Raw genomic sequence first — 25191 nt, forward strand, 5'->3', positions numbered from 1 at the left:
GAATTAGAAGCCGAGGCCGACCTGCACCCAGACACCGTCGCTGTCGATGGCCACGATCTGGCCGGCGCGGGAGCGGGTGTTGGAGCCGTTGGTCAGCGCCACGGTCTGGTCATCGACGATGTAGCAGTCGGCACCGACATTGGCTTGGCCGATGGCGTCGCCTGCGGATGAGTTACCGAACTTGAAAACGCCGCGCTGGACGCGGACCTTGGCGTCGCCGGCGGCAACCGCCGAAGCGGTTTCCTCGAAACGCCCGACTGCGATCAAACCGGTTGCGACACGCCCGGGCGCCGCATAACCGGCGTCGGTGACGGCCAAGCCGCCCTGGTAGCAGATGGTGTTGGCCTTGATCGGAAAGTCGAAGACATTACCGGCGCGTTCCTTGGTGTTGCGTGCAGAAGTAAGAGCAGCCACGATCAGACCTCCTTGTTGGCAGCGATGAATTGATCCTTGGTCAGGCCAAGGGCGGAACAGACCGCGAGCTGCTCGGCCGAGAGGGCGCCGTCACCGGTGCCGCCTGCCGGCGCCTTGCCCTGCGTCTGCGTTTGGCCCGGTGCCACGATGACCGGCGCTTTTTCCAGGAAGGCACTTAACGCAGCCAGATTGGCCGCCCCCAGATCGCGCGCCCAGGACTCGATGGCCGGAGTCAGCTTGCCGCCGGCCAGGCCGTCGGCGATCATCTTGTCCAGCTTGCCACCGTTGACCTCGGCGGTCAGCGCAGCCAGTTGGGTCTGCAGGTTGGTGTTTTCACCCTGCAGTGCGGTCAGCGTGGCGACCGGCACGAACTTGGCCGGGTCCGGTGCAGCGATCTTGGCCGACAGCGCGGCGATGTGACCGCCCAGGTCGAAGCTGGCCGAGTTGGCCGCAACCGGATCAGTTTTGAGTTGAGTGATCAGCTTGGAGAGATGCGTGGCCACATCCTCGGCCGTCGAGCCAACGGGCAGGTTGAGCAGCCAGCCAAGCTGCTCCAGGAGTTCTTTGTTCACGGGGTTCTCCGCAGTGGTGGGTGGGTCGGAAAAAATCTCGGCGGCAAGCGCAGCCAGGTTGGAAAGGTCGGTGAGCCCGTCGACACCGGGATCGTTGGTCAGGGCCGCGAAATACAGGTCGAGGACGTGGCCGGTCTTCTTGTCGTAGGGGAAGACGGGCGAGACGTAGCGGTATTCCTTGCTGACGATCTGCTGGGCGGCCAGCGCCGTCCAATCGACGCCGATCAGCCAGACGCCGTCGGCGCGCCACTCGGCATCCTTGAACCAGCCAGCCGCCGGGGCGGCGGCGCCGGTCTTCTTGGCATTCAGGGTGGCGTGCTCGTAGTCGATGACACGGGCCGACTGGCGGGCTTGCAGGGCGGCGACGATGCGCCGACCGTCTTCCTCGGTGCAGATCCAGGCGGGCACATCAGCGGGACGGCCGTCCCAAGCGCGGAACTCGCCGGCGGGGATGATGCGGAAATCGCGCGGCGGTTCGGCGCCGGCCAGATCGACGCTGAGGGCGGCAATGGCGACGGCGACGGCTTTCCGGATGGGCTTGGCGTGTGTCATGTCGCCATGGTGGCGGACATGAAAAAGCCGCTGCAGGGTGAAACGCTTCACCTGGAGCGGCCGGGGCTTGGCGTTACAAGCGCGTTAGTCGGGCCTACAACGTGCTGAAACCGATTTCCCTATTCCATCCTACCACCGGCCGCCAAAAAAACGCCACCAGAGGCGGCGCCGTTGTTTTGTCGTTCAGCGTGGCAGGAGGTTGCGCAGGAAGGTCTGGACGTCGGCGTCCAGGGCGGGCCTGGCGGCTTCCTGCAGGCGCCCGTTCTGGTCGGCCGGCAGGTAGGGCCGGGCCGGGATATGCACGGTATGGGCGCCGACCGTGTAGCGCACTACCTTGACCCGCTTGTGGCCGGCCTTGGCGAACACCGCCAGGCGCGCCTTCTTGCCTTTGTCGCCTTGGCGCAGCAGGCTGCCCTTGGCGTCCTTCCTGAGTCGCGCCCAGGACGAGAAGGCTGCCCGCTCGATATCGCCGCCGAAATGTTGGATCGGCCCATAGGGCTTATTGGTGCCAACGCCCGCGAAGTCGGAACCGTAGAAGCCGTGGCAGCTACCCGCGAGCTGGCCGCTGTCCTGCAGGATCTTGGCGCCGGCACCCCGGCGCTTCAGGGTGGCGGGCTTGAGGCCGACCCAGCCGGGCCGGCCCTGGGCGGCGAAGTTCTTTTCCGTCTCGGTTTCCAGGGTGCCGGCAAAGGCGCGAAACAGCGGGCGCGGGCTGCGGGTCGTGGCCACGACCTGCGTGAGCCAGTTCTCGATGCCTTCGTCCTTGATTTCGTGTTCGATCACCGCTAGATTCCTCACTTGGAGAGCCGGTTGTCCGCCGATGGGTAACGGCTAGGCGTGACGCTGAAGTATGCGGGTTCGAGTCCCGCCGCCGGTTCTCTCACTTCCCCATCCGCAGGTAACGCTCGCTGGCCAGGCGGCCGGCACCCTCCGCTGTCCCCGGCAGGCGGTAGGCATTGACCAGGGCGTCGATGACGCCGACCTTCTTGACGTTGTACGCCACGTCCACCGCCACGTAGATCACGCCATCGTCGGCCAGCTGGCGCACATAGACGAAATTGCGGTGCAGCGTGTCGAAATAAACTGCATCGGGCTTGGCCAGCACCCCGGGCAGCATGGCGTACTGATCGCGGGTGAGCGCAATGCCGTCAGCCTGGTGCCGTACCGAGTCGGCGTGCAGCAGACGCTTCTCGTTGATGGCCAGCACGCGCACCGGTTCCACCTCGGGACGCTGGGCGGCCATGAAACTCGCCACGCGATCATCGACGAAACCGACCACCTGGGCGCTGCTGCCGGCGCGGCCGGCATCGAGCACGCGATTCATCCAGCCGTGGTAGTCCGCCAGGCGCTCCGGGCTACCGTTGAGCCCCTGCCACACCTGGCTGCGGATCTCCGGCCTCTTCATGGCCTGTACCTTGCGCGCCAGCTCGATGTCGAGGCCGTAGGCGCCGCGCCCCGGGCTGTGGTCGAAACCGGGATCGGGCGCGAAAAGCGTGTTGGTGCCGGGATCTCGGTAGCCGGTCACACTAACCTTGCCGCGCTTTCCGCCCAGGTCGATTTCGTTGGTCTCCATCCGTCCCTCGCCGCGGGAGAGCACGACGCCTTCCGCTTCGAAGTCGGCGCTCGACAACGCCTTGACCCGGCAGCGGCACTTGTGGCCATTGGGCGGATAGAGGGCACCCCAGGCCGGATCGTCGTAACGGAAGGTGCGGCCGTTGAGCGAACGGTGCGCCGGGCGGGTGCGGTGGTCCATGACCGCAACGTACTGCCAGTACGGCCGCTGGTCGGCATTCTCCAGCTGGGCCTTGTTACGCCCGGCCATGTACGACGACTGCAGGTTCATCTGGTACACGTGGCGCAGCCGGTGCGGGGTCATGCTGCGGCCGGATTGCACCTCCCCGGTTTCCGGGTCGGCCGGTACCTTGCCCCACCAACCGCGTGCCTTCAGCTTGGGCTGCAGTTTCTGCAGGAATTGCTGGTAGGTTTTGCCTTCGGCAAGTGCCTCGTCCAGGGCGCCAACGATGTCTTCGAGCACCTCGGCCTTGAGGACGCCGGCCACGGTCGCCGACCGGGCGTGTGCGGCCGCCTCCATGTCCCGCCACGATGACGTGATGCGCAGCCCCTTCGAGCGGAAATACTCGACCGCCCGCTCGGGCGGCAGATTGAAGGCAAGCGCGAGATTCGGGCGCTCACTCGGCACTGGCGGCGCCCCACAGTTCGGCAACGAACATGGCCCGGGCCAGCAGTCCCTCCAGCTTGGCGGCGTCGAGTGCCGGGTAACGGCCGGCCAGGGCGGCCATGGCTTCCTCGTAACCGCCCGCAGTTTCCAGGTCCTTCAGGATCGGGCCGATGATCTGCTCCATCTGCGCCTGCAGGGCTTCTGCCGGGATCGCGTCAAGCGCGTCGTCGACGGCGACCTGGTCGGGGAATTCTGGTGGCGTGTCATCCTGGGCGGAGAGCGCCGCCAGGGCTGCCTCAGCCTTGGCCGGTGCCGGACGTTCCACCGGCGGCACAGTGCGATCCGCGGGCGGTACCGCCAGCACCTCCTCGCCATCCCGTGGCACGGGGATACGCAGCTTCTCCTGCCCCCAGTCGCGCGGGATCTTGAAGCCGACGCCGACCAACTTGGGGAGCGACTCGGCGAAGGCTTTCATATCTTCCGGCTCGCCGGTATCGAAGACCATGCGAGGGCAGCGGCGCAGGCCGTCGATGTTGCCACGGTTCAAAGCGATCATCGGATAGATCAGATCGCGGGTGATCGTTGCGGCGGCCTGGCGGGCGTCCGAGTTGCGGATGTCTTTGCGCACCTCCTTGTGCGCATCGGCAATGCCGGAACCCAGGCCGGTGGCTTTAGCCTCGGCCGAGGTAGTTTGTCCAAGGATGGCCTTGGACTCGGAGCGCTCGGCCCAATCGACCATCGCCAGGTGGTGGGAGCCTTCGCCACCGCCGGTGATCTTCTGGATCTCCAGCTCCATGTCTTTCGGCATGATCGCCCGAGCATCATGCCCTAAGGCGGTGACCGCCCGCAGCAGGCTGTCCTTTTCCTCGTCGAGTGCGCCGCTGTAGTACTTGCCGACGATGATGGGCAAACCGTACGTCTCCAAGAACTCGGCAAAATCGCCGATGGAGTACGCCTTGTAAATGAACGGCCAGACCAGCACGCGGTGCAGGCCCATGCGACCCAGGTAGCCGGTCTTCGCCTTGCCCAGGGTGTGGCAGATCCAGCCGAATGGCGCAAGCGGCGCGCCATCCATGCTCATATCCTTGAGGCGCAGATCGGTGCGGGTCGTGTTGAGCTGGAACCACTCCTGCGGACGCGGCAGGAAGGCGGGCAGCAGTTCGCTGCCCTCCCGGCGCCACTCCAGTTCGACCGCCGCGAAGCCGTGGCCGACACCGTCCTGCAGGGCCAAAATCAGATCCTCGACCGGGTCGACGGCATCCGTCAGCACTTCCTTCGCCCAGTCGGCATGCTTCTTTTCCTCGGCGGTGGCGTTGCGCGGCGGGACGATGTCCCAGTCCAGGTTGAGCGGCGCCTGCTTGCGCTTGCCCAGCTCGGAAGCGAGGTGAGCGTCCCGCTCCTCCATGTCCGCGAAGACGCGATGCTGGGCGGTCAGGTCGCCGTTGTCAGCATCGCGCAGGTAAGCGGCGAGGCGGGACGGCGTCAGGCCGTCCAGCATGGCGGACAACCGGGTATCCGCCAGCGAGGCGATCCGGCTGGTCTGTGGCGCATCCAGAACGTCCCGCGCGATGGGGCGGCCGAACTGGTCGAGAATCTTGGGCATTACATCATCCTCCGGGAGCCGCCGTAGTCAGCGCTGTCGTTATTGGCCGAACCACGGCGGGGAATCGATTGGAAGCCGCTCATGGCGCCGATGGTGCCACCGCGCGTGCTGACCAGCTTCCACAACAGGTACAGTGCAGACAGCCCGTCGTAGTGGTGGCCGGCCTGCTTTTCCGGCCAGGAGTCCATCTGGGCAAGAAGCTGGATCAACGCCGGATTGAACAGGATGCGCGGCTCCATGGCGTCGTTGACGTACGGCTCCAGGCTGTCGTAGCGCACTTCAGGTGACACCGTCTCCGTGATACCGATCAGAGGCAGTGCCACACCCTTGCGCAGACCATTGGTAACGAAGGTCTGGCGGCTGTGCTCGTAGGCGTTGTTGTTCTCGAAGGCGATCGCCAGGCAATTGAACTCGCTCTGGAAGCTGATCAGATCTTCTTCCAGCTTGCTTGGCAGTCGGCGCTTCTGCGCTGAATACTCAACGTGAAGCTTTGACCGCTCACGGTCCCAGGCGCCGGCCATGATGCAGGATGGGTCTGACTTCTGCCCGTTGCCCATCGAAGGGTCGCAAGCGCCAAACATGATCCAGTGCTGCAGGCGAGAGACGTAGAAGCGGATGTTGCTGAAGACCTTGTCTTCGTCGCTGCGCGGCTCGCCCTGCATTTCGGTGTCGAAAGCCTTCTTGTTTTTGGCGCGGGCGCGCATCAGCCAGTACAGGCTGCGCACCTGTGGCCATGAGATCTCGGCACCGGCGTCCATGTCGGCCTTGCGTTCCAGGTAGAACACGAAGGACGGGCGCTTTTCCTCGGGGAGTACTTCGCCGCGCAGGGACGCTTCTTCCTCGGCCGGCTTGTCATTGTTGAGCATGATCTCCTGGCACTGCTCCCAGAGATCCATGCGCGTCGGCAGCGCCTCGATGGCGCGGAAGTGATGCACCAAGTGGCCGATAGCGCTCTTGGCCCGGCTGATCGGATCGTCCTTGTCGAGCACCGTGCCGACACCGACAAACTTGACCGTGCCATCCGGCGGGCCGAGGTAGTCGACCGCCTTTTCTAGCCAGCTCCAGCGGTCGTTGCGCATGGTCGGACTCTTGGCCTCGGCATCGGTAATCAGGTCGTCGCCCAGGAGCAGCTTGGGGCGGCTTGCCCCATGGAAGGTGCCGCGGATCGCCTGCTCGGCACCGAAGGCTTCCATCTTGACACCGCTCTTGGTGGTGAAGTCACCGATCTTCCAGTTCTTCGTTGTGCCGCAGACCTCGGGGAAGTCGAGCGCCAGTGCCGCGTTAAAAGTCAGCTCGACCTTAACGACTTCGAGCAGCTTGGTCGGCAGCTTCGTCTCGGCGCCGAGCATGGTGATGTAGTCGATGAAGTACGGCAGCGTGGCGACGGCTGGCCAGCCGACTTCCTTGCGGATGCTCTCGCGCTGCAGCAGGGCGCGCACGGCACACCACACCGGGCCGACCTTGGTGGTCAGCGAGGACTTTGCCTCACCCCGCGGTGCCACCCACCATTCCTTGCAGCCATCCGGCTGGTCGAGGATCTGCGGAAAGCGGACGAAGAAGTGATCGTGGAAGTTCGATGCTGGCGGCCGGATGTGGTGTGACAGGTAGGTGTAGGCGAAGAATTTGAAGTCGCGGTCGACCAGCACCCGGCGCCGGCGCTCGGCGCGGGCGGCTGGCGATGGGTCGAGGCCAATCGCCCGCGCCTCGGCATCTGCACGGGCGGCACGGGAGATTTCCCGGAGTTCTTCCAGGAAGTCTTTTTCGGTGGTCTGGTTATTGGCCATCGCGCAATGCAACCTTCACCGGTCCCTTGCAGGCTGACTGATGGCCATCGCGGCGTTGAATCACGCCGCATACCAGGCAATGCGTCCAGCGAACGACGCCGTTTGGCGGCGCCCACTGATGGCGCTTTGGAAATTCCTTCTTGGCTTCAGCCATGACACCCAATCCTCCGGAGCCGGGCGGGGCCCAGGCGCATCGCCCGGACGCGACCGTTCTTCGTTGCCGGCAAATGGTTCAGGCCGATCTCGAAGCGGCCCTTGTGCAGGTAGCCGAAGCGGCCCCCGTTCTTCGGACCGCCTCGGACATACCAGTGCGTTTCGCGGAAATCAGCCATGCTCTCAGGACGGCTGGGCAATTGCCCGAACCAGCGCCATCAGACCGGTTTCGATGTCCGTCTTGCCAATCGCAGACCAGCGCATCGGCTCGGCACGCTCGAAGCGCCGCAGTTCGACGCACTCGTCGCTTGCTTCGTCTTCCGGCGCGCGCTTCGAGGCATTGGCAGCGGCGCGCTTAACCTCGTAGTCGGTGGAGAGACGCCCGGCAACTTCCGCCTGCAGGGCCAGCAATTCACGGCCCTTTTCCTTGATGCGGTTCATCAGGTCGATTTCTTCCTGGCACAGCTCGCGGTAGCCGCTGATCTTGCGATGTTGGTTTTCCATGCTTCCTCCGTAAAAAATGGTTATCCGTAGGCTTTCGCCAATTCCTCACCGAACACCGGCAGCAGCTCGGCGAAGGCACCGGCCTGTTGCGGGTGGTTCTCTTGGATATAGGCCGCCAGGCGTTTGAGCACGTCCATGGCGATGCCGAGCTTGTCGGCCTCGGGCATCAGCGACTTACCGCCAGCGCGCAGCTTGGCCACCGTGTCACTCAGCGTAGCCATGGCCTTGGCCGCATCGACGGGCGATATCTCCGGATCTTGCAGCCCCTCCAGCAGCGCCTCGCAGCGCATCAGCGCAGCGGCGATGATGCGCCCCATGGCCTGCTCGATACCGCCGCCGGCGACGATCAGTGAGGCGGCGCGGAACTTGTCCCAGTCGGCGCCTTCCTGGCGGGCAGCCCGAAACCAGTTGCGCGCCGTCGCGTAGGGAACCCCTGCCTGGTCGGCCGCGGCTTCCAGCGGCAGGCCGCCGATGTAGGCACTGCGCAGCGTCATACGGGTTTCCGGCGGATGCGCCATCAGACGGCCCCCGGAAACTTTGCCCGCCCGGCAACGACATCACGGCCGCGTTCGGTGATCTGGGCCGCTTCGCCGTTCCAGCGCACCAGCCCCATTTCCTGCAGCCAGGTGAGGTCGGCACGGATCAGGTCGGCGCTACAGGCGATGCCGTGCACGGTCTCCATTTCGCTGCGCAGCCGCGGCACGGTGGCCAGCGGCTCGAAGAACAGCGTCGACAACAGGCTGCCGCGCCGGCGGATTTCGTGGTCGTTCATGACATGCCCTTTTGCGTGATCTGGTTGAGGATCAGCCGCAGCGTGTCGGACTGGCCACGGTTCTCACCGACCAGCTGATTGACGGTCGCGGCCAGGCTGTTGATCGACTCGTACACCTTGGCCAGATCGGCGTGGTTGGGTGCGGCAGTAGACACTGCCTCCAGGCTGGAGACATCCTTGTCGAGTTGCACGACCTTGGCGGCTAGCTTGCTCACGCGCTCGTTCGTCTTGTCGGAGCGCTTTTCCAGGTAGAGCCACACGCCGAGGGCGAACGTGCCCAGCATATTCACGGCCTGCAGCCAGACCTTGACGGTTTCGATATCCAAGATTTCTCCCTAAGTGAATCGGCTTTTAGAAACGGGAAGCCGCCAGATCCAGATCTTCCTGGCAGGCGACACAGGTTTGAATGCCCGGCCAGGCTTCACGCCTACCCTGGGGAATGGGGTCTTCGCAGACGGCGCAGCACTCGGCCGAGTCGGCCACGGTCTTGCCCTCCCAGGCCGCCATGGCGCGGGCATGGTCGGCGATAGCGTCCCGGCGCCAGCGCTCTTCCAGATCGCTGGCGCGCTCGAAGTCGCGGTTGTTCACTGGCGCACCTCCAGCACCGCCGGAGTGCCAATGGCTTCCACCAGGTCGCTTGGCGCGGGGATGGCTGGCAACCTGGGGAACCAGGCGCCGGCCTCGCGGTAGATGCGGGCGGAAAAAGCACTGCAGATGAGGCCATTGCGGTCCTGCCGCGGCAATGGCAGGCGCATCATCTTCCAGGCCGCGATACGGGCGAGGTCCAGGTAGTCGTAATGGATCTTCGTCCGCAGCAGAGCCAGAGCACAGGCCTTGACCCGGTCGCGGTCGAAGACCGGGCATTCGAAGATGTCGTAGTCGACGCTGGCGTACTGGGACAGCGGTATCAGCACGCCCTTGATGCCGTCCATCTCGGCCACGTAAAGGCCATCGTCGAGCCACAGCGCCGTGGCCGTGTGGGTGTAGGGGCTGCCGGTTATGCGCCGCGTCAGCGCCGGCAGGAACCCGTTACGCCGGCGTACAGCGATGAGGTCGCCGCTGAAGATCAGCCCTCGGCACTCGTCGTAGGTCACCGGCCCGGCCTTCACTTGCCGCCTCCGAAGTTGGACAGCAGGCCGTCCTTCTCGCGACTGCCGCGGGAGGAACCGAACTCGAACTGGTGCGCGTCGCGCAGGCAGATGCCGAAGATGCCGGCGATGGTGGACAGTAGCGTCACCACCTCTGGCGGAATATCCTTGCGGAAGAAGGCGAGCACCACCAGGCAGGCGATCAGGCCGGCGACGTCGAACAGTACCATGAGGTCGGCGCGGGTGTTGTGATAGCCGGCCTGGTGCAGTGCCACGTCGCGGGCGCGGGCGTCCCGGCGGTCGGCCAGGTAGGCCTGCTCCAGATCGGTGTCGGCCTTGAGCACCGCCATGTTGAATTCGTGGGCGAGCTGGGCATTGTGGCGCAGCGCCTCGACGGCCTCGGGGCCGGTCGGGGTGCCGGTGATCGTCTTGGCGATATCGATCACCTTTTCGGCGACGGCGACAGGCTTCTCGCCGACGCCGAAGTAACGCAGCAGCGAAGGGGCGAACTGGGCGAGCGCGAGGGCGATGCTGAGGGGTTCCATTCAAACCTCCAGGAGATGATCGGCGAGCGGCGCCATGCCGCCCTTGAGCCAAGCGGAAACGTCGAAGCCGGGGCAGGTCTTCAGCCATTCGAACGGCTCGACGACGCCGTTCTTGTTCTGGTCCGGGGAAAGGTCGCGGTGGCCGACGATGCGCAGGCCGGAGACGGCGGCGATGTCGATGGCCCGGCTCGGCGTTAATCCCCCACGGCGGTCGGCCGGGCTGGGCTTGCCCGTGATGCGGGCGACTTCGGCGGTAACGACATGGCGCAGGCTGTCCCATTGGGCGGCAGTGAATCGGTCGGTGCCGACCAAGCAGATGCCGATGGCCGCGCGGTTGAAGCCAGCGGCCTGCGCCGGGATCTCGTCGACGTGGCGACCGGTCAGGACCGTGCCGCTCAGGTTGATGACGTAGTGGTAGCCAATACTGGCCAGCCCGCGGTTCTGGCGGGCGCGCCATTCGTCACTACGACGGAAGCCACGCTGCCGATGCCAGGCGTCGATGGTCTGGGCAGGATTGAGGAATGCCGGCGTTCCGGGCTGGCCGGACGACAGGCTCGCGCCATTAGGGCTGGCGGCGCAGTGAATGACGATGAGATTGATTGGGCGCATGTCCGCACGTTACGCGCGCGGGCGGACTGGCTGCAGGATGAAGACTTTCGGGGGAAAGCAAAAGCCCCGCACTGGGCGGGGCTTGTCGGGGCGAGCAGCTAGCTCATGTCGGGCAGGCTTTGAGGGCGGCCTGGAAACGGTCTTGTACGAAGTAACGGCCACCGGTGCCGACTGCGCTCACCCCATCGCTCAGATGGCCGGCCGCCAGGACGCAATTGCGATAAGGGGCTGCGGCCGGGTTGTACTGCTGATCGCCCCATGCCCTCATGATCTCAATCAATGGGTCGAGCAACTTCACCGCTGCAGCGGCGTCTCCCCGCTTGTCGGCGTCGAGAAGCTGGGACTCGATGTCATGGAGATTGTTGGCCGTGATGCGTGCGGCCAGCTTGACGTCATTGTCGGACCATGTCTCGCCGGTTAGGCCGGCAGCGGCAATCGAAGGCGGGAGCGGGGCGCGCGTCAGGAACATGGCCGCGGCGCCCAAGATGGCAAGAACCACTACGGCGATCAGAAACCCGCCGCCAACGTACTCGGTAATCGACCACCCGCGTCGCTTGCCGGCGATGGCAAAACCGACCCAAGCACCGATAAAACCTGCAAGCACCATGACACCCGGCAACATGTCGTCTCTCCAAATCAGAACAAATCCATCTGCCGCTCGTCGCGGACAATGTCAAAAGGATTGTAACCCGCGAGCGATTCCGGACTCTTTTTGCCGATGTACTGGACGTTGCGTTCGGTCATCTTGTACTTCCTTGCTACCTGAGCCACGGTCATGGAAGCGAGGTCTTCGATGACCTCCAGATATCGGGCGTTGCGAAGTGCTGCAGCGCAGGTCGCGATGTAGATTTCGTCGGCGCCGTAGTGGTCGTAGAAGAGCTTGGCCTTTTCTTTGCCGATCAACTCCTCAAGCTCCTTTTTCGGTGGTGACAACTGCAAGCCGCCCCAGCGCTTGACCATGGCAATGGCGGCTTCGAAATCGAGCAGTTCGACCAGGCGCTTGACGGTATCGGGCAGGATGTTGATGGGGGCATTCATCCTAGACGTCCCTCCAGCATGCGCAGGGTCTCCAGGCATTCAGCCCAGGGCCAGGGATTGGAGACACGCTGCATGATCTCGACCTGTTCCTTGCACCACTGCATGCCCAGACCGCGGTCGATCAGCTTGACCTGCAACTGCCCCCAGGCTTTTTTCAGGCGTTTCTTCTTCTCGACCATCAAGGCCGAGACGATGCCGCGCAGGTGCTTTTGCTGACGCACCCAGGTCAGGCGCTTGATGCCGCCAGCCTTGCCGCCGGTGATGTTCTCGGCGATGGATTCGGCGTAGGACCACGGGAGCTTCATGTCAGCCAGCAGCGCCTCAATCTTCTGGTAGTACGGCTCGCGGTCCAAGGTGGAAGGCGCGCCCGGGTGGCGACCGACGTCGCGGGCCTTGGCCGGCTTGGCGGCGCCGGCGCGGCGTAGATGATCCAGGACGCGGTCGGCCTGTTCCAGGTTGAGGGCTGTCGTGCTTCCGACCCCGGCGACCAGGCGCAGGATGGACTTGCGCTCGACATCGTCGATGCCGAGTTGGCGGCAGCTAGCGAAGATGGCGCGCTTGCGGGCGTCGAGCCAGGATGACTTGGTGGCGGTCATGATCAGCTCGGCATTCCATTCAGGTGGATCGTCACCACCTGGATCTCGGTGCAGGTCTTGCGGAGCTGGCGGGTGAATGCCTTGGCGTTGGTCCAGTACGGCGCCCAGGTTGATACGCTGGCCGTGGCCATGCGGGCGAGATCCTTGCGGAAGTCGGCAGAGTATCGACGGTTCTTGGCCATCTTCTGGAACTCTTCGCGCTTCTTCGCCGGGTACAGGTAACGCTTCATCTCACGGTGAAACTTGCGGGCCTCTTCGGCCTCGCCCTTTATCCACTCACCCTTGAAAACGCCGTTCACATACACGACGATCCCTTGCCTGAGTTTGGCGATGGTCTGGATCTGCGCGGTGACCTTGTAGCCGTCGCAGATCAGCTCGACCGCGCCGTAGTGGCCGGACAGTTCATTCTCGACTGCAGCCCATTGTTCCTTGGTGACGCTCATGGTGTTCTCCCGTTAAAACCTTCTCTCGAAGCCCGCGATTAACGGGCTTGAAGTGAGGGTTTCGGGTCTAGTGGGCTTTTGCTTTGTCGGTGGCTACCACCACCTTGACGTGGCGCTGCATGAAGTCGTCCAGGACGGCCTTGAGGCGCTCCTGGTCGCCAGTCATGTGCGCCAGGGCAATTTTCGACAACTCGCCGGAGACGTCTTTGAGGATCGGCTCCAGGGCTTCCTTGCCTGCGCTGAAGCCCTGGAGCCACAACTCCTCCAGGCGCTTCAGCAACTCGAGCTCGGGAAGTGTGCAGATGCCGCAGGCTGACTCGATCACGGCCAGCTTGGCCTTCATGACGATGCTGTTCTGGTCCATCACACCACCTCCCCGCCCAGTGCTTCAATCAGGCGCGGCAGGAAGCGCACCAGTTCGCCGGTCATCAGCGCGAAATCGGCGTCGAACTGCTCGTCGGCGCGCTCGGCGCTCTTCTCAGCTTCTTCCTTGAGGATGTCGAGGAAGGCCAGCCGCTTGATCTCCAGCTTCTCGGTGAGGACGAAGGAGATACGCTCGTCCCAGGTCAGCGCCAGGCGCGTCGGCAGCTTGCCGGCGGCGAGGTGGGCCTTGATCTCGGCGCCGACTTCGTCGCCCAGCGGATGGCGGACGTAGCGCACGGCGGCCTTTTCCTCGGCGGCCGATTTCAGCTCGCAATCGCGGTCGACCGTGAAACCGGCCGGGGCGTCGCCGCCGGCCAGCCAGTCGGCCATCGCCGACTGCGGCGAGAGCTGGGTGTGCAGTGCCTTCAGCGGGAACTCGTCGAGGCAGTGGCGCAGGTGTTCGATGACTTCCTCGGCCTTGGCCGGGCTGCCGGCGTCGACGACGAACCAGCCGTTGGTCGGATCGATCCAGACGAAGGTCGAGCGCTTGTGCGTGAAGGCGCGCGGCATCAGCTCCTCGGTGACGCGCTCCTTGATTTCCTTCATCTGCTTGCGGCCGGGCGGGTAGCCCTGCTGGTCGGCGATCTGCTCGGCGCGTTCCTGCGTCGTCTCGTTGACCACCGAAGACGGCAGCAGGCGCTGCTCGACGGCCAGCGCGATCAGCCATTGGCAATTTTGCGCATATACGATGGCGCCATCATTGCGCGGCGATACCCAGCCACGCGACATCGGCTGGTTGGACGGGCAGCGGGTAAATTCGCCACGCGCCAGTTGCTCTTCCAGTTGCTTGAGCGAGATCGCCCAAGTAGCGGGCAGGCGGTAAATTTGAAGATTCTTGAACCACATCACGCCACCTCCGCCAGCTCGGCCTCAAACGGCACCACCACGAAGTCCTCTCCCTGGCTGATGCTGATGCCAGGCACCGTGGCTACTGCCTCCGGCTCGTTGAGGATGGCGTCTTTATTGATCTCGTCCTTGGTGCGAATGAAGCGGGCCAGGCCCATGCGGCGTAGCAGGTCGAGCACTGCCTCGGCGCCGGTGACGCGCACCGAGGGCGGTCGCAAGCGCCAGGCGATCTCGCCGGTGGTCAGCGCGGCTGTTTTCACCTTGCCATGCTGGGTGAGCTGGTCGCGGTTGGCCTCAGCCCAGGTCTGTACGCCCTGGGTGAGCCCCTCGATCTTCAGGCGTAACGGTTCGGCGAGCTGCTCGTAGCGTTCCTTGACCTTGGCCAGCTCGTCGTTCATGTCGGCCGTGATGCGGGACAGGTCGCGGCTTGTCGTGCCGATCTCGGCAATGGCCTGAGCAGCCTGGTCCCGGGTCTGGGGGATGCTGATCGCGGCGGCGACGGATTTGATGCGGGTTTTTTTGGCCATGTTGGCTCCTTTCAGGGTGCGTAGGGACTGAGGTTGCGATGGCGGCAGGAGCCGCACAGGCGGTGATGGGGGCCATCCGAGGCGAATTCGCGGCCGCAGCACATGCAGTGGCGCTTCTTCGCCTTGGGCTTGCCGGCGAGCATTTCGATGCGGTGATAGACCGATGACTCGCTGCGGTCGATGGCTTTGGCGATTGCGCCAGCAGATTTGCCTTCGGCGACCATGGCGAACAATTGATCATCCTCGGTCTGCGACCAACGGCGGCAGTCGGTGGTGTTCCAGACCATCAGAGTTCTCCCGCCCGGCGCCAGGCGCGGCGCCAGCTGTAGCCGAGGGCCTGATCGGCGTACAGGCGCAGGGAGAGGATCAGGCGACGCATGTCACTTCCTCCCACTCGATCACGGTGCCGAAGCGGATGGCCTGCCAGGTGTGGGTCACCAGGTTGCCATCACGGTGCTGCTTGAGCCAGTTGGCATCGGTCAGCAAACGGTAGAGGTAGGGGCTGGCAGCGACGCGCACGGTGACCACGTCGGTGCCGTTGCCACGGCGCCGGCCGGAGAAGCCGATGACGTAGATGCCGTGGCGCACCAGCCAGAGGATGCAGCGCAGCAGATTGGTGATCAGGGTGGTCGCCGATGACATAGCGGCAGCACGGGGGCTTTCGCTCGCGCCCTTAGCTACCTGCTCGGCCGGGCGCATGGGGATGGGGGCATTCACTTGCGTTCTCCTTCGGGCTTGTTGGGGCAGGTCTGGCACTTGCGCCAGACCATGACCGCCAGGGGGTTGTGGGTCGGCGCCGGCAGGTTGGCCTTGGCGCAGTCCGAATACGGCACCTCGACGCACCGCACCGGGCAATCGACGACGTGGAAGCGGCTGATGACACGGTCGATGAAGGATTGGGGGACCGCCTTCATGGCGCTCTTGCCCTCCGGGTTCATCACCCGCGATACGTAGGCGCGAGAGAACCCCAGCCGCGCGGCGACCCGGGCCTTGCCTTTCTCACCGGCCTTGGTCACCTCCTGCTCCAGGAGGGCGCGCCAGTCGATGGGCATGGCGTTACTGTCCATAAAAGGCGGTCTCCTCATTAACGGGTTTGATCCAGACCACGGCGCCCAGGTTGGGGTCGTACATGGCGTCGGTACGCTGGACCATCGGCGGCCGGGGGCCGGTGTTGCTGATCAGGCGGTAGCGCGCCTGGGTGCCGCCCTTGCCGCGCCCCTTGCCCTCGGCGGTGCGCTGCAGGTAGCTGGCCAGGAACAGGTGCAGCAGGTAGTCCTTGGCTGCCACCTCCGACACCGGGATATGCTCGGTCGACGCGTAGGCCGACAGCTCGCGGGCGTTGGTGTCGCCCTTGAGGGTGCGCAGCGTCCGCCACATCTGCTCTTGCGCCAGACCCATCGTCACCGGACCACCGTCGCGGCGCAGGCGGGGCGCCTCTGCACCGTTATCGCGGACCAGCTTCCAGCGCTTGGCACGGCGCTTTCCAGGCGGGCTATCCTGCGTCACCGCCAGATATGTGGCCCGCTCAAGGGCGAGGATGTAGTCTCGGGCGGTATCGATCGACTCACCGCCGAACACGATCTCATTGAGGGTGAATTCGCCTCCTTCCAACGCGTGGATGCGCTCCCAGAGCAGTTGTCGCAGGCCCTTGCCGCCAGCGAGTTCGAGATGGGCGGGCTTACGCGCCATGCTTCACCTCCGGTCCGGTGGGAATCTCTGCCCAGTGCGACACGCGGCCGGCCTTGAAGCCTTCAGCGGTGATCCAGTGGTCGCCGTCCCAGTAGCCGATCCACACGCGTTCATTGCTATCCAGCATGCGAATCAGGACCGCGATGCCGCCATCGGGCATATAGTCGTGAGCGCAGGAAACCCAGGTGATGACTTCAGGTGCCCCGATAGTTCTTGCGGCCATCAAGCAGCCCTCCGCGGCGCTTCGCCGGTGTAGAGCGGACGGTCGGCCCACTGGCCGCGGCCGACGCTGTCCCAGCCTTCGATGGCGGCCTCTTCCTGGATGCCGGCGAGATTGACGCAGACCCGGCGCACGCTGCCGCCGGAAAGATTGACCAGGTGCTGCAGGAGGTCGTCGCCGACCTGGACGCCGTTGCAGTAGATCGGCGCCAGGGCGCGGGCATCCTGCAAGCTGACCGGCTGTGCTGGTATCCAGGACAGCACGCGGCTGTGGAAGCGTTCCCAGCGCTTGAGCTTCTGCGGTAGCATTTCCTCACCGGCGATGATGATGGTGGCCTGGCTGCCCTCGTAGATGTCGCGCACCAGCTCGACCATGTTGTCGCTGCGGCAGCAGTGGTCGAACTCGTCGATGATCAGCGGGCGGCCGCTGGCGGAGAGCTGCTGGGTGACCTGGTCGAGCATCTGTGGGATGGTCCCCGGCGACTTGCCGTTGCGGCTGGCCAGCGACATCTCGATCAGGATGTTCTCCAGCATCGACTTGCGGCTCCAGGCCGAGCGCATCTGGATGTAGTAGGCGCGGGTGGCGTTGCCGACGGTGACCAGGCTGGTGGTCTTGGCGTAGCCGGCCGGGCCGTACAGGCAGGCGAAGCCCGGCAGGCCGACTTGGCGGCCGTTGAGCTTCTCGACCGCGATGCGGACCAGGTCAAGATTGTGAATCTGAGCTACTTGTGACATCTTTTAGGCTCCATGTGGTTTGTGGTTGCTGCATCCGGCCGTCGCGTATTTGCCCTACGCGGCGGCCTTCTTCTTTGATTCGGCGCGGTACTGCGCCGAGAGCTGGTAGGTTCGGTGCCAGCGGGCATCGGCTTCGGTAACGGCTTCGCCGAGTTGCAGGCGAGCGTCCAGGTCGAGCCACTCGGCGTAGTTCTCCGCAGCACAGCGTTCGGAGCGCGGGCGGGCCGGCGGCATCGGCAGCGGGCGGACGACATCGCTGGCGTCAATGACGATTTCGTCCGCTCTGGTCGGGACGGCTTGTGGCGTCTTGATTTTGAACAGGGCGTCGGTGGGCGATAGGACGCGACCGCCGATGACCAGCTGGCTACTCGGCGCCACGGGGATCGCCAGCCCGGTGCGGGCGCGGATGATGTGGTCCGCCTTCTTGGCGTTACGCTTGAGCTGAGCGTTGGCGCGTTTTTCCTCGGCGATCTCGTACTGGGTTTTGGCCCGGTAGCCGGTCGCTTCCACCAGGTCGGCGACGCCTAGGAACTCGCCGTCCAGGCTCTTAACCCAAACGGCCCGCCAATCCATGGGGTCGATGGCTGCCATCACCCATTGGCCGTTCCATGCGCCCAAGCCGTCGAACTTGTAGCGCTGGCCGTTGCCGATTGGGCTGACTGCCTCGCGGCTGACCTTGCAGCGCACATGTGGCCGGAACAGGTCGACCAGGTGCTCTTCCTTGAGGGTGACCGGCTGCCAGCCAGCGTCGATATGCTCCTGCAGCGCTTCCCGAGGGGTCTGGTGGCGGCGCTTGCCGGTGACCGGGTCGGCGATCTTCTTCAGGCTGCGGTGTGGCTTGTCATTCCAGCGCTCGCAGGTCTCGTTGATCCAGGCTTCCGCCTCGGCGTAGCTCATGAACACCCGGCCCTTGCCCATCCGCTCGGCTTCCTTCTTCAGGCGGTCGCGTTCGATCAGGTCGCCGGAATTCGCCGCCTTCACCATCTTCTCGGTCAGCTTCTTCACTCGCTTCAGCGACAGGCTGTCCATGCCGGCCCCCTGGTAGGTGGCCAGTTCCCGGCTCTGCTTGTCCAGCCAGGCCGTGTTGAAGTTCTCGCAGATGCCGTTGGCCTGGGAGTTGCCGACCTCTTTCGGATGCACCGTGACAAAGCCGGCGCGCTCGGAGAGGGCGATCATTGGGTCGGTCGTGAACCGAGGGCTGTTCTTGATGACCTTGGTGCTGTCGGTCTGCAGCACGGCCATCATGCCGCCGAAGCGTACGCAGCGCTCCAGCCCGGCGGTGATGACCTCGTAGGTCTCGGTCAGGCCGATGCCCGGCGGTGGCACGTAGCGCGTGGCCACGTCGTGGAAGTGCCAGACCTCGTAGGTGACGAACTCGCCGGTCACCGGGTGCGGCGCGGTGAAGTGAGTATTCCAGCCGTCGGCATGAACCTCCTGCCAGGGGTACATCCCTTCCGAGGTGCGCGGCTGGTAGTGCTTGTGGGCGCGCAGCTGCGATCCGGTGTAACGGCCTTTCAGCTGGTCGATGGCCGAGAGCTTGCCGTCGAGCACCCGACGCACCGCATGGTAGCTGGGCGGTGTTTCGCCCCAGGCAGGGTTCCATTGCTTGGCAATCTCATCAGTGATCCAGGTGATGCAGCTCCCCTGCGGCCGTTGGCGCAGGGCGAGCAAAAGGCCGTACCAGGGCTTGACCGCCAGATCCTTCTGCACCTTCTTCGGCGCCGCCCGTCCCCGGGTGGCCTTGACCGTCAGCCAGTTGTGCACGGTCTTCCGGCTCAGCCGGTTGTCGGCCCGTGGCTTGTCCCAGGCGTGGGCGAAGGCCCAGGCCAGGGGCGCCGGCAGCCGCCCGGCGTGGCGCTCGGCGTTGAGGTGGTCGATGGCTCGGGCCATGGCGCCAGGGAAAGCGTCAATGAAGGCGAGCAGCCGCTCCCGGGCACGCTCGACATCGAGTTGCTTGCCGGTAAGTTCAGCCGGGCCGCCGATCAGCGCCGGCAGCGTTTCCGCTTCCACCGGGGCAGGCAGGGGCGCCGCCGGGGTGGGCAGTGCGGCCATCGAACGGTGCAGGGCAGCCACCTGGACGGCTTCCGCGACTGCCTTGGGAAGGCCGGTAATCGGGTAGAGCCGCCGCCGGCCGCCGCGCACCGCGATTTCCTCGAAGGGCCAGGCTTCTTTGTCGGCGCGACGTTCAGCGGTACGCTTTGTGATACCGACAGCGGCGGCGATCTCGGCCAGAGTGACGCTGGTCGCGCTCTTGGGCAGCGCGGCGTTCATGCCCGTACCTCCTGTTGGGCGAGGGGGCAGTCCATGCCGTTAGAATGGCAAGGCCGGCTCGCAATCGGCTTACCCATCAACACCACAGGAGCCCCCTCAATGAAACCACTCACGACGACCCAGGTCGCCGAACCGATGTTCAACTTCCTGCAGTTGGCCTTTGCCGGCATCAACGATCCAGCGACCGTAGCGTTCGAGCGCGGCCAGGCTGATGCCCTGTTGCTGCGCATCGCGTCTGCCAAGACGCTACCGATCAAGGAGGCGCTCTTGCTTCCTGACGGGGAGCGTCGGGCGCTCAAGGAATTGCTGATGCAGTACGTCATGTTCTGGAGCATGTTTAGCGATCTGGTATTCCCGCCGGATTTCCTCAATGGAACCGACGAGACAAGACTCGGATCTGGCGTGCTTGCCTACGTTGCCAAACACCAATGGCCGTTCCCTCAGCAATTGCCCTGGCCAGTGAGCGCATGAGGCTCTGTAGAAGAAAGCGGGGGAATCGGTTCGGTACGCGAGTCAGCTTTTTCGGCCGGCAAGTGGGCGACTGGGTATTCATGCCATCTCTCCCATTGCATTCTTGAGTTGCTTGATCCGACGGCCGGCGTCTTCCTTCAGGCGCTCCAGTTTGCCGATCTCGGCATCCAGGGCTTCCTTGCCGACTAGCAATTTGCAGCCGCGCAGGTTGGCCAGCCAGGAGCTGACCTGGTGCGAACCGATGGCGACCTCGAGGGCCGGCAGGTATTCGAGCGGAAAGCGCCAGCCCTCGCGGCTCTCGGCCGTCCAGGAATCGAGTTGGTGCTTGGTGATCTCCTGACCGGTCAGCTCGCTCATGCGGGCAGCGACCTCGAAGCGGGTGTGCGGGCAGGCCTTCAGCAAGTCAGAGATCAGGTGACGGACCTGTAGGCCGACATCGAGAGCCCCAGGGAGCGGCGTCCGGGCGACCGGTACCTCGAAGAGGTCCAGCGTCAGCGTGTCTTTATGGCGGGCCATGATGTCTACGCCGCCTTCCTGAGATTGCCATTGTGTTGGTAACCAGAAACGGTAGACTTGAGACGCAATGCCCGCAGGCCACGCGGTTTTTTCGTGCCATCTTCGTTGTAGCGCGACGGCCAGATTTCCTGCGGGGTAACGCCGATGGCGGCGGCGATCCGTTTTTCGTTCAGCGGATAGCTGCGCTCAAAGGTGTGGGAAAGGGTCGAGGAGGCCTTGACGCCGTGGTGTGCGGCTAGCGCCCGCAGCGTCCATCCTGCCTTGTCCAAGGCCGCCTTGATGTCGGCCGGGTGCCAGTCCTTTCGACTGGTTTTTTTGGTGCTTGTGTTTGCCATTTATTTCGCCTCGTTGCGGTGGTGCGATGGATGGCATTTAACAGCACAATTGTTCGTCAGTCAACGCAGTTGACAGCAATAAAGTTCGTGTCGCACTTTCCGTGAGGCGTGGTTTCGTGCTGATGTCTTTATTTGAATTTGAAATCAATTGGTTGCGGAAGTGCGACATGCATTTGTTTGTGTCGCACTTTCTGTCGCACTTTGTCGTTGAAAGTACGACATGAGCTTGCCGCAACGATTAAAGGATGCGCGAGCTGCTCTTGGCCTCAGTCAAAAAGAGGTCGCAGAACAATCTGGCGTGTCTGTGCGAGGCTATCAAGGGTATGAAGATGGGCGAAGCACACCTGGTGGAGATGCTATTGCGGGGCTTGTACGCCTTGGCATCAACGCCAACTGGCTACTGACGGGCGAAGGATCGATGCTGCTGACCGACTCGGTGCCACCGACGTCTGCAGCGACGCCGCCGCAGATCAACGTTGACGCCTTGGTGCAAGCGTTCTGCGTGTCCCTGCAGACCGCCCCCAAGGGCGAATCTGTTGAGAAATCGGCCCGCAAGGCTGTTGAGTTCTACCTCTACTGCCTGGATAGAGGATTGATTACCCCGGAAGGTGATGGCGAGGGCGATCTGCCAAACGTCGCTTGATATGACTGCGGTCAATTCCAGCCGAATTACACTCTGGCATCATCCGGCCTTTTTGCGATGTCGAAGCTTCCATATGCGTGGATGCTGGGCGCCATGATCGCCTGGCGGCAGCGCAATCCCGATGCCGATCCCGAAGGGTCGCACCTGCTACTGCAGAGCATTTTCGCCCGCGCCGGCGTTTTCCGGAGCGCCCCGACCAGGTCGGCGAACGACGTCGCCGCCGCGCTGTTCATTCTGATACTTGTCTGGTGGTGGAACTGTGCCAAAAACCGTGCGAATTTGGTTAATCCGAACGCGGTTTTGCGCAAATTAACGCGGGGCCGTTTTTTGGGGGCTATCCCCGCCGATCCCGCATGGTTGCTGGCGTCCGCGTGGTTCTGGTCGTGGCTGACACTGTGCCATTTCGATCACCTCCCCACATGCTGGCGGCAGGCAATGTCTCCGCGGGCAAAAAAATAGCCCAATCAGTGATGATTGGGCTATTTCCTGATGATTCTGCTGGCTCCCCGACCTGGGCTCGAACCAGGGACCTACGGATTAACAGTCCGGCGCTCTACCGACTGAGCTATCGGGGAACAGAAGCCGGCATTCTAGGAGTAGAATGCCCTCCTGTCAAGCATTTCGTGGCTTTTTGACGAAGAAAGGCAATAATGGATTCCGGTCTCGTCTATGCAAAAACGCCGATCGGTGACGAGGCCGTTCGGCAGAGCACGCGCGTCGTGCAGCGTAATCTGCGGCTGGTCCTGGTTCAGATCGACGGCAAGACCACCGTTGGCGAACTCGGCAACAAGATCGGCAACCAACGTCTGGTCGAATCGGCGATCAAGGAACTTGAAGAAGGCGGTTTCATCGTTCCCAGCGCACAGGCTGCTGCCGTCTGGGAGATGGACCGTCACGTCGCTGCACATCGCGAGCAGGTGTCGGCGATTTCCCAGTTTTCCTCGTTCGGCGCCAGTAGCGTTCTGCCCGACACCTCGCTCGTGCCGCACAGCAGAAGCAGTCAGTTTTCCTCCTTCGGCAAACCCATCCTGCCTGCCGAGCGGCAGCCCGCGGTGCTTGAGGCGCCGTCAGCAGAGGAGGCACCGCCGGCATTCCGTCAGCCGCGGGCCGGAATATCCGGCAGCATGTTGCTGAAGCTTGCCCTGGTCTTGGTGCTGGCAGTGGCGCTGGGGCTGGTGTTTTTCCCTTACGACGGTCAGAAGGAGAGGCTTGCCGCCAGCATGACCCGATTGCTGGGAACACCGGTCAAGGTGGATGCCTTTGCCCTTCGTCTTTTGCCGAAGCCGCACTGGGAAGCCGCCGGGGTGCGCATCGGCGACAGCATCACGGTGGGCCGGCTGGGGCTGGCTTCTCCGCTCTCCATCGCCTTTGGCGGTGTCAATGGCGTTGAAACGCTGATGCTGGGCGATGTCGTGGCAACACCCGCCCAGTTGCTCTCGCTGCCGTTGTTGCAGGGCAATCTTCCGCTGCCGGCATTGAAGCAGATTTTCATCGAAAATCTGGCGGTGAGGACCGATAGCGGTCTGCCCCTTGGGGCCTTCAATGGGCAATTGAACTTGGCCGGTGGTGTGTTGCGTGACGGTCAGCTGGAGAACCCGGAACGTAGCCTGCAATTACGCCTTTCAGCCAATGGTGGCGCATTGGATATCGCGCTGGAAGGACGTGGCTGGAAGCCTTTTCCGTCGTCCTTGTTGTCGCTCGACGGTCTTCAGGCCAAGGCGACCCTGCATGCAGATCGCGTCGATGTCGAAAATATCGACACCATTTTCCTGGGGGGGATCATGAAGGGGCGTGGCTCGCTAAGCTGGGCGTCCGCGGGATTGCAGCTGGATGGTACGGCGAATCTGGCGCGCTTTTCCTTGCGTCAGGTGGCGGCGGCTTTTGTACCGAAGCTGTCGGCCGAAGGGGAGGTGAATGGCGCACTCCGGCTGACGGCGCGTGGCACCGACTGGGATGCCCTGTGGTCGGCGATTGCCGTGACAGCCGATGTGGAAGTCCTGCGCGGCACGATGAGTGGTGTCGACCTTGGCGAGGCAGCCAGGCGGGGTGCGGGGGCTGCGGTCCGGGCAGGTTCGACGCGTTTCGATCGCCTGACGGCCAGGCTGGACATCAATGCGAACCGCACGCAGTTCAGCAACCTGATGCTCGATGCCGGCCTGGTATCGGCCAGTGGTCAGGGGCGGGGGGCGGCCGGGGGAGAAATCGACGCCAATCTGGTGTCGACCGTAAGAACCTCGGTATCGACCTTGCGCACGCCGTTGAAGGTGGAAGGAAAACTGCCGGTGTTGACGGTGACGGCGGGGCGCTAAGCGAGGCAAGCCGAGGCAAAGAAAAAGGCGGGAAATCCCGCCTTTTTTCATGTCGACCGCAGGAACGGCTTACTTCGTGACGGCGGCGATGGCCTTGGCGACGTAGCCGATGTTCTTCGTGTTCAGCGCGGCCAGGCAGATGCGGCCGGTGGACACGGCGTAGATGCCGAAGTCGTTCTTCAGTTGCTCGACCTGGGCAGCCGTCAGGCCGGTGTAGGAGAACATGCCGCGTTGCTTGACGACGAAGGAGAAGTCCTGCGCGACGCCTTCGGCCTTGATCGCGTCGACCAGACCGGTGCGCATGGCGCGGATGCGGTCGCGCATGCCGGCCAGTTCGGCTTCCCACTGGGCGCGCAGTTCGGTCGAAGCCAGCACGGCAGCGACCAGGGCGCCACCGTGGGTCGGCGGGTTGGAGTAGTTGGTGCGGATGACACGCTTGACCTGGGACATGACGCGGGTCGCTTCGTCCTTGGAGGCGGTGACGACGGACAGGGCGCCGACGCGCTCGCCGTACAGCGAGAAGTTCTTGGAGAACGAGCTGGAGGCGAAGAATTGCAGGCCGGAGGCGGAGAAGGCGCGGATCGCCACGGCGTCGGCGTCGATGCCATCGGCGAAGCCCTGGTAGGCCATGTCGAGGAAGGGCACCAGGCCGCGTTCCTGGCAGATGCCGACGACTTCGGCCCACTGGGCGTCGGACAGGTCGGCGCCGGTCGGGTTGTGGCAGCAGGCATGCAGCAGCACGACGGAGCCCGGAACCATCTTGTTCAGGTCGGCCTTCATGCCGGCGAAGTTCACGCCGCGGGTGCCAGCATCGTAGTAGGCGTAGTCCTCGACGATGAAGCCGGCGGACTCGAACAGGGCGCGGTGGTTTTCCCAGGACGGGTTGCTGATGTAGACCTTGGCATCCGGGTTCAGGCGCTTCAGGTAGTCGGCGCCGATCTTCAGCGCGCCGGTGCCGCCGATGGCCTGGGCGGTGATGACCTGGCCATTGGCCAGCAGGGCGGAGTCCTTGCCGAACAGCAGGTTCTGCACGGCGGTGTTGTAGGCGGCGGGGCCTTCGATCGGCTGGTAACCGCGCGGCGGGGCGGCCTTCAGGCGGACCTCTTCGGCGGCCTTGACGGCGGCCAGCAGCGGAATCTTGCCGTTGTCGTCGAAGTAGACGCCGACGCCAAGGTTGACCTTGGTGTCACGCGCATCGGCGTTGAAGGCTTCATTCAGACCGAGGATCGGGTCGCGCGGGGCGAGTTCCACCGCAGCGAAGATCGAAGAGGACATTAGCGACTCCGTGGAATAATAGGGAAAGGAACCAACAGTAACGCACGACCCAAGGGTCGCGCTGACGAAAGCGGAAAATT

At 64.1% G+C, this 25191-nt stretch carries 37 protein-coding genes and 1 tRNA gene; 4 read left to right on the forward strand and 34 right to left on the reverse strand.

Features of this window, described 5'->3' with window-relative positions:
- Positions 1 to 3: 3 nt before the first annotated feature.
- From L0962_RS12445 to L0962_RS12590, 30 genes are all read right to left on the reverse strand, one after another.
- The gene (locus tag L0962_RS12445) at positions 4 to 414 is read right to left on the reverse strand and encodes a hypothetical protein (protein WP_234086762.1); all 411 of its coding nucleotides are present in this window, start codon (positions 412 to 414) and stop codon (positions 4 to 6) included.
- 2 nt (positions 415 to 416) lie between these two features.
- The gene (locus L0962_RS12450) at positions 417 to 1589 is read right to left on the reverse strand and encodes a phage protease (protein ID WP_234086763.1); all 1173 of its coding nucleotides are present in this window, start codon (positions 1587 to 1589) and stop codon (positions 417 to 419) included.
- 132 nt (positions 1590 to 1721) lie between these two features.
- Complete coding sequence (locus L0962_RS12455) at positions 1722 to 2321, reverse strand: phage virion morphogenesis protein (protein ID WP_234086764.1); 600 nt, start codon at positions 2319 to 2321, stop codon at positions 1722 to 1724.
- Between the two features lie 97 nt (positions 2322 to 2418).
- On the reverse strand, positions 2419 to 3738 hold the full coding sequence (locus L0962_RS12460) for a phage minor head protein (RefSeq protein ID WP_234086765.1): 1320 nt from the start codon (positions 3736 to 3738) through the stop codon (positions 2419 to 2421).
- Positions 3728 to 5320, reverse strand: a complete 1593-nt coding sequence (locus L0962_RS12465; protein WP_234086766.1) for a DUF935 domain-containing protein — start codon at positions 5318 to 5320, stop codon at positions 3728 to 3730. The genes L0962_RS12460 and L0962_RS12465 overlap by 11 nt, the downstream gene beginning before the upstream one ends.
- Positions 5320 to 7104 carry a hypothetical protein gene (locus tag L0962_RS12470; protein ID WP_234086767.1) on the reverse strand — a complete coding sequence of 595 codons (1785 nt, stop codon included), beginning with the start codon at positions 7102 to 7104 and terminating at the stop codon, positions 5320 to 5322. The genes L0962_RS12465 and L0962_RS12470 overlap by 1 nt, the downstream gene beginning before the upstream one ends.
- Positions 7094 to 7258: a hypothetical protein gene (locus tag L0962_RS12475; protein ID WP_234086768.1), complete on the reverse strand. Its 165-nt coding sequence runs from the start codon at positions 7256 to 7258 to the stop codon at positions 7094 to 7096. The genes L0962_RS12470 and L0962_RS12475 overlap by 11 nt, the downstream gene beginning before the upstream one ends.
- Positions 7251 to 7436 carry a hypothetical protein gene (locus L0962_RS12480; protein ID WP_234086769.1) on the reverse strand — a complete coding sequence of 62 codons (186 nt, stop codon included), beginning with the start codon at positions 7434 to 7436 and terminating at the stop codon, positions 7251 to 7253. The genes L0962_RS12475 and L0962_RS12480 overlap by 8 nt, the downstream gene beginning before the upstream one ends.
- A gap of 4 nt (positions 7437 to 7440) precedes the next feature.
- A complete protein-coding gene (locus L0962_RS12485; RefSeq protein WP_234086770.1) occupies positions 7441 to 7761 on the reverse strand; it encodes a hypothetical protein in 321 nt (106 codons plus the stop codon).
- A gap of 20 nt (positions 7762 to 7781) precedes the next feature.
- A complete protein-coding gene (locus tag L0962_RS12490; protein ID WP_255680799.1) occupies positions 7782 to 8279 on the reverse strand; it encodes a DUF1804 family protein in 498 nt (165 codons plus the stop codon).
- The gene (locus L0962_RS12495) at positions 8279 to 8533 is read right to left on the reverse strand and encodes a hypothetical protein (protein WP_234086772.1); all 255 of its coding nucleotides are present in this window, start codon (positions 8531 to 8533) and stop codon (positions 8279 to 8281) included. The genes L0962_RS12490 and L0962_RS12495 overlap by 1 nt, the downstream gene beginning before the upstream one ends.
- On the reverse strand, positions 8530 to 8859 hold the full coding sequence (locus L0962_RS12500; RefSeq protein ID WP_234086773.1) for a hypothetical protein: 330 nt from the start codon (positions 8857 to 8859) through the stop codon (positions 8530 to 8532). Before L0962_RS12500 ends, L0962_RS12495 begins: the two co-directional genes overlap by 4 nt.
- Positions 8860 to 8884: 25 nt before the next feature.
- Positions 8885 to 9121: a TraR/DksA C4-type zinc finger protein gene (locus L0962_RS12505; protein WP_234086774.1), complete on the reverse strand. Its 237-nt coding sequence runs from the start codon at positions 9119 to 9121 to the stop codon at positions 8885 to 8887.
- A complete protein-coding gene (locus L0962_RS12510) occupies positions 9118 to 9642 on the reverse strand; it encodes a hypothetical protein (protein ID WP_234086775.1) in 525 nt (174 codons plus the stop codon). Before L0962_RS12510 ends, L0962_RS12505 begins: the two co-directional genes overlap by 4 nt.
- Positions 9639 to 10166, reverse strand: a complete 528-nt coding sequence (locus tag L0962_RS12515) for a hypothetical protein (RefSeq protein ID WP_234086776.1) — start codon at positions 10164 to 10166, stop codon at positions 9639 to 9641. Before L0962_RS12515 ends, L0962_RS12510 begins: the two co-directional genes overlap by 4 nt.
- The gene (locus L0962_RS12520; RefSeq protein WP_234086777.1) at positions 10167 to 10775 is read right to left on the reverse strand and encodes an N-acetylmuramoyl-L-alanine amidase; all 609 of its coding nucleotides are present in this window, start codon (positions 10773 to 10775) and stop codon (positions 10167 to 10169) included. It abuts the gene before it with no gap.
- Positions 10776 to 10878: 103 nt separating this feature from the next.
- A complete protein-coding gene (locus L0962_RS12525; RefSeq protein WP_234086778.1) occupies positions 10879 to 11397 on the reverse strand; it encodes a hypothetical protein in 519 nt (172 codons plus the stop codon).
- Between the two features lie 14 nt (positions 11398 to 11411).
- Positions 11412 to 11813, reverse strand: coding sequence for a Mor transcription activator family protein (locus tag L0962_RS12530; protein WP_234086779.1), 402 nt, complete (start codon positions 11811 to 11813; stop codon positions 11412 to 11414).
- Positions 11810 to 12409, reverse strand: coding sequence for a phage protein GemA/Gp16 family protein (locus L0962_RS12535; protein ID WP_234086780.1), 600 nt, complete (start codon positions 12407 to 12409; stop codon positions 11810 to 11812). Before L0962_RS12535 ends, L0962_RS12530 begins: the two co-directional genes overlap by 4 nt.
- 2 nt (positions 12410 to 12411) lie before the next feature.
- On the reverse strand, positions 12412 to 12852 hold the full coding sequence (locus tag L0962_RS12540) for a hypothetical protein (protein WP_234086781.1): 441 nt from the start codon (positions 12850 to 12852) through the stop codon (positions 12412 to 12414).
- A 67-nt stretch (positions 12853 to 12919) separates the two neighbouring features.
- A complete protein-coding gene (locus tag L0962_RS12545; protein ID WP_234086782.1) occupies positions 12920 to 13216 on the reverse strand; it encodes a hypothetical protein in 297 nt (98 codons plus the stop codon).
- Positions 13216 to 14121, reverse strand: coding sequence for a recombination-associated protein RdgC (locus L0962_RS12550; protein WP_234086934.1), 906 nt, complete (start codon positions 14119 to 14121; stop codon positions 13216 to 13218). Before L0962_RS12550 ends, L0962_RS12545 begins: the two co-directional genes overlap by 1 nt.
- Positions 14121 to 14648 (reverse strand): host-nuclease inhibitor Gam family protein, encoded by a 528-nt coding sequence (locus L0962_RS12555; protein ID WP_234086783.1) that lies wholly within the window; start codon positions 14646 to 14648, stop codon positions 14121 to 14123. The genes L0962_RS12550 and L0962_RS12555 overlap by 1 nt, the downstream gene beginning before the upstream one ends.
- 11 nt (positions 14649 to 14659) lie before the next feature.
- Positions 14660 to 14935, reverse strand: coding sequence for a hypothetical protein (locus tag L0962_RS12560; protein ID WP_234086784.1), 276 nt, complete (start codon positions 14933 to 14935; stop codon positions 14660 to 14662).
- A 79-nt stretch (positions 14936 to 15014) separates the two neighbouring features.
- The gene (locus L0962_RS12565) at positions 15015 to 15290 is read right to left on the reverse strand and encodes a hypothetical protein (protein ID WP_234086785.1); all 276 of its coding nucleotides are present in this window, start codon (positions 15288 to 15290) and stop codon (positions 15015 to 15017) included.
- Between the two features lie 71 nt (positions 15291 to 15361).
- A complete protein-coding gene (locus L0962_RS12570) occupies positions 15362 to 15715 on the reverse strand; it encodes a hypothetical protein (RefSeq protein WP_234086786.1) in 354 nt (117 codons plus the stop codon).
- On the reverse strand, positions 15705 to 16337 hold the full coding sequence (locus tag L0962_RS12575; protein WP_234086787.1) for a hypothetical protein: 633 nt from the start codon (positions 16335 to 16337) through the stop codon (positions 15705 to 15707). Before L0962_RS12575 ends, L0962_RS12570 begins: the two co-directional genes overlap by 11 nt.
- Positions 16327 to 16560, reverse strand: coding sequence for a DUF551 domain-containing protein (locus tag L0962_RS12580; protein ID WP_234086788.1), 234 nt, complete (start codon positions 16558 to 16560; stop codon positions 16327 to 16329). Before L0962_RS12580 ends, L0962_RS12575 begins: the two co-directional genes overlap by 11 nt.
- Positions 16560 to 17291 carry an AAA family ATPase gene (locus tag L0962_RS12585; protein WP_234086789.1) on the reverse strand — a complete coding sequence of 244 codons (732 nt, stop codon included), beginning with the start codon at positions 17289 to 17291 and terminating at the stop codon, positions 16560 to 16562. The genes L0962_RS12580 and L0962_RS12585 overlap by 1 nt, the downstream gene beginning before the upstream one ends.
- 54 nt (positions 17292 to 17345) lie before the next feature.
- Positions 17346 to 19562, reverse strand: coding sequence for a Mu transposase C-terminal domain-containing protein (locus L0962_RS12590; protein ID WP_234086790.1), 2217 nt, complete (start codon positions 19560 to 19562; stop codon positions 17346 to 17348).
- A gap of 99 nt (positions 19563 to 19661) precedes the next feature.
- Here L0962_RS12590 and L0962_RS12595 point away from each other — a divergent pair, with 99 nt between their 5' ends.
- Entirely contained in the window at positions 19662 to 20033 is a 372-nt protein-coding gene (locus L0962_RS12595; RefSeq protein ID WP_234086791.1) for a hypothetical protein, read from the forward strand.
- A gap of 78 nt (positions 20034 to 20111) precedes the next feature.
- On the opposite strand, the gene L0962_RS12600 is transcribed toward L0962_RS12595, so the two are convergent.
- Positions 20112 to 20549, reverse strand: coding sequence for a hypothetical protein (locus tag L0962_RS12600; RefSeq protein WP_234086792.1), 438 nt, complete (start codon positions 20547 to 20549; stop codon positions 20112 to 20114).
- A 5-nt stretch (positions 20550 to 20554) separates the two neighbouring features.
- A complete protein-coding gene (locus L0962_RS12605; protein WP_234086793.1) occupies positions 20555 to 20884 on the reverse strand; it encodes a helix-turn-helix transcriptional regulator in 330 nt (109 codons plus the stop codon).
- A gap of 220 nt (positions 20885 to 21104) precedes the next feature.
- Here L0962_RS12605 and L0962_RS12610 point away from each other — a divergent pair, with 220 nt between their 5' ends.
- Positions 21105 to 21527: a helix-turn-helix domain-containing protein gene (locus tag L0962_RS12610; RefSeq protein WP_234086794.1), complete on the forward strand. Its 423-nt coding sequence runs from the start codon at positions 21105 to 21107 to the stop codon at positions 21525 to 21527.
- A 57-nt stretch (positions 21528 to 21584) separates the two neighbouring features.
- Entirely contained in the window at positions 21585 to 21986 is a 402-nt protein-coding gene (locus tag L0962_RS12615; protein ID WP_234086795.1) for a hypothetical protein, read from the forward strand.
- A gap of 40 nt (positions 21987 to 22026) precedes the next feature.
- Here the strand turns inward: L0962_RS12615 and L0962_RS12620 are convergent.
- Positions 22027 to 22102 (reverse strand) — tRNA-Asn (locus L0962_RS12620).
- 75 nt (positions 22103 to 22177) lie between these two features.
- Between L0962_RS12620 and L0962_RS12625 the strand changes: the two genes are divergently transcribed.
- A complete protein-coding gene (locus L0962_RS12625) occupies positions 22178 to 23836 on the forward strand; it encodes an AsmA-like C-terminal region-containing protein (RefSeq protein WP_234086796.1) in 1659 nt (552 codons plus the stop codon).
- 69 nt (positions 23837 to 23905) lie between these two features.
- On the opposite strand, the gene L0962_RS12630 is transcribed toward L0962_RS12625, so the two are convergent.
- Positions 23906 to 25111: an amino acid aminotransferase gene (locus L0962_RS12630; protein ID WP_234086797.1), complete on the reverse strand. Its 1206-nt coding sequence runs from the start codon at positions 25109 to 25111 to the stop codon at positions 23906 to 23908.
- Positions 25112 to 25191 lie beyond the last annotated feature (80 nt).

It is taken from the genome of Azonexus sp. R2A61, from assembly GCF_021401135.1.
Classification (GTDB): domain Bacteria; phylum Pseudomonadota; class Gammaproteobacteria; order Burkholderiales; family Rhodocyclaceae; genus Azonexus.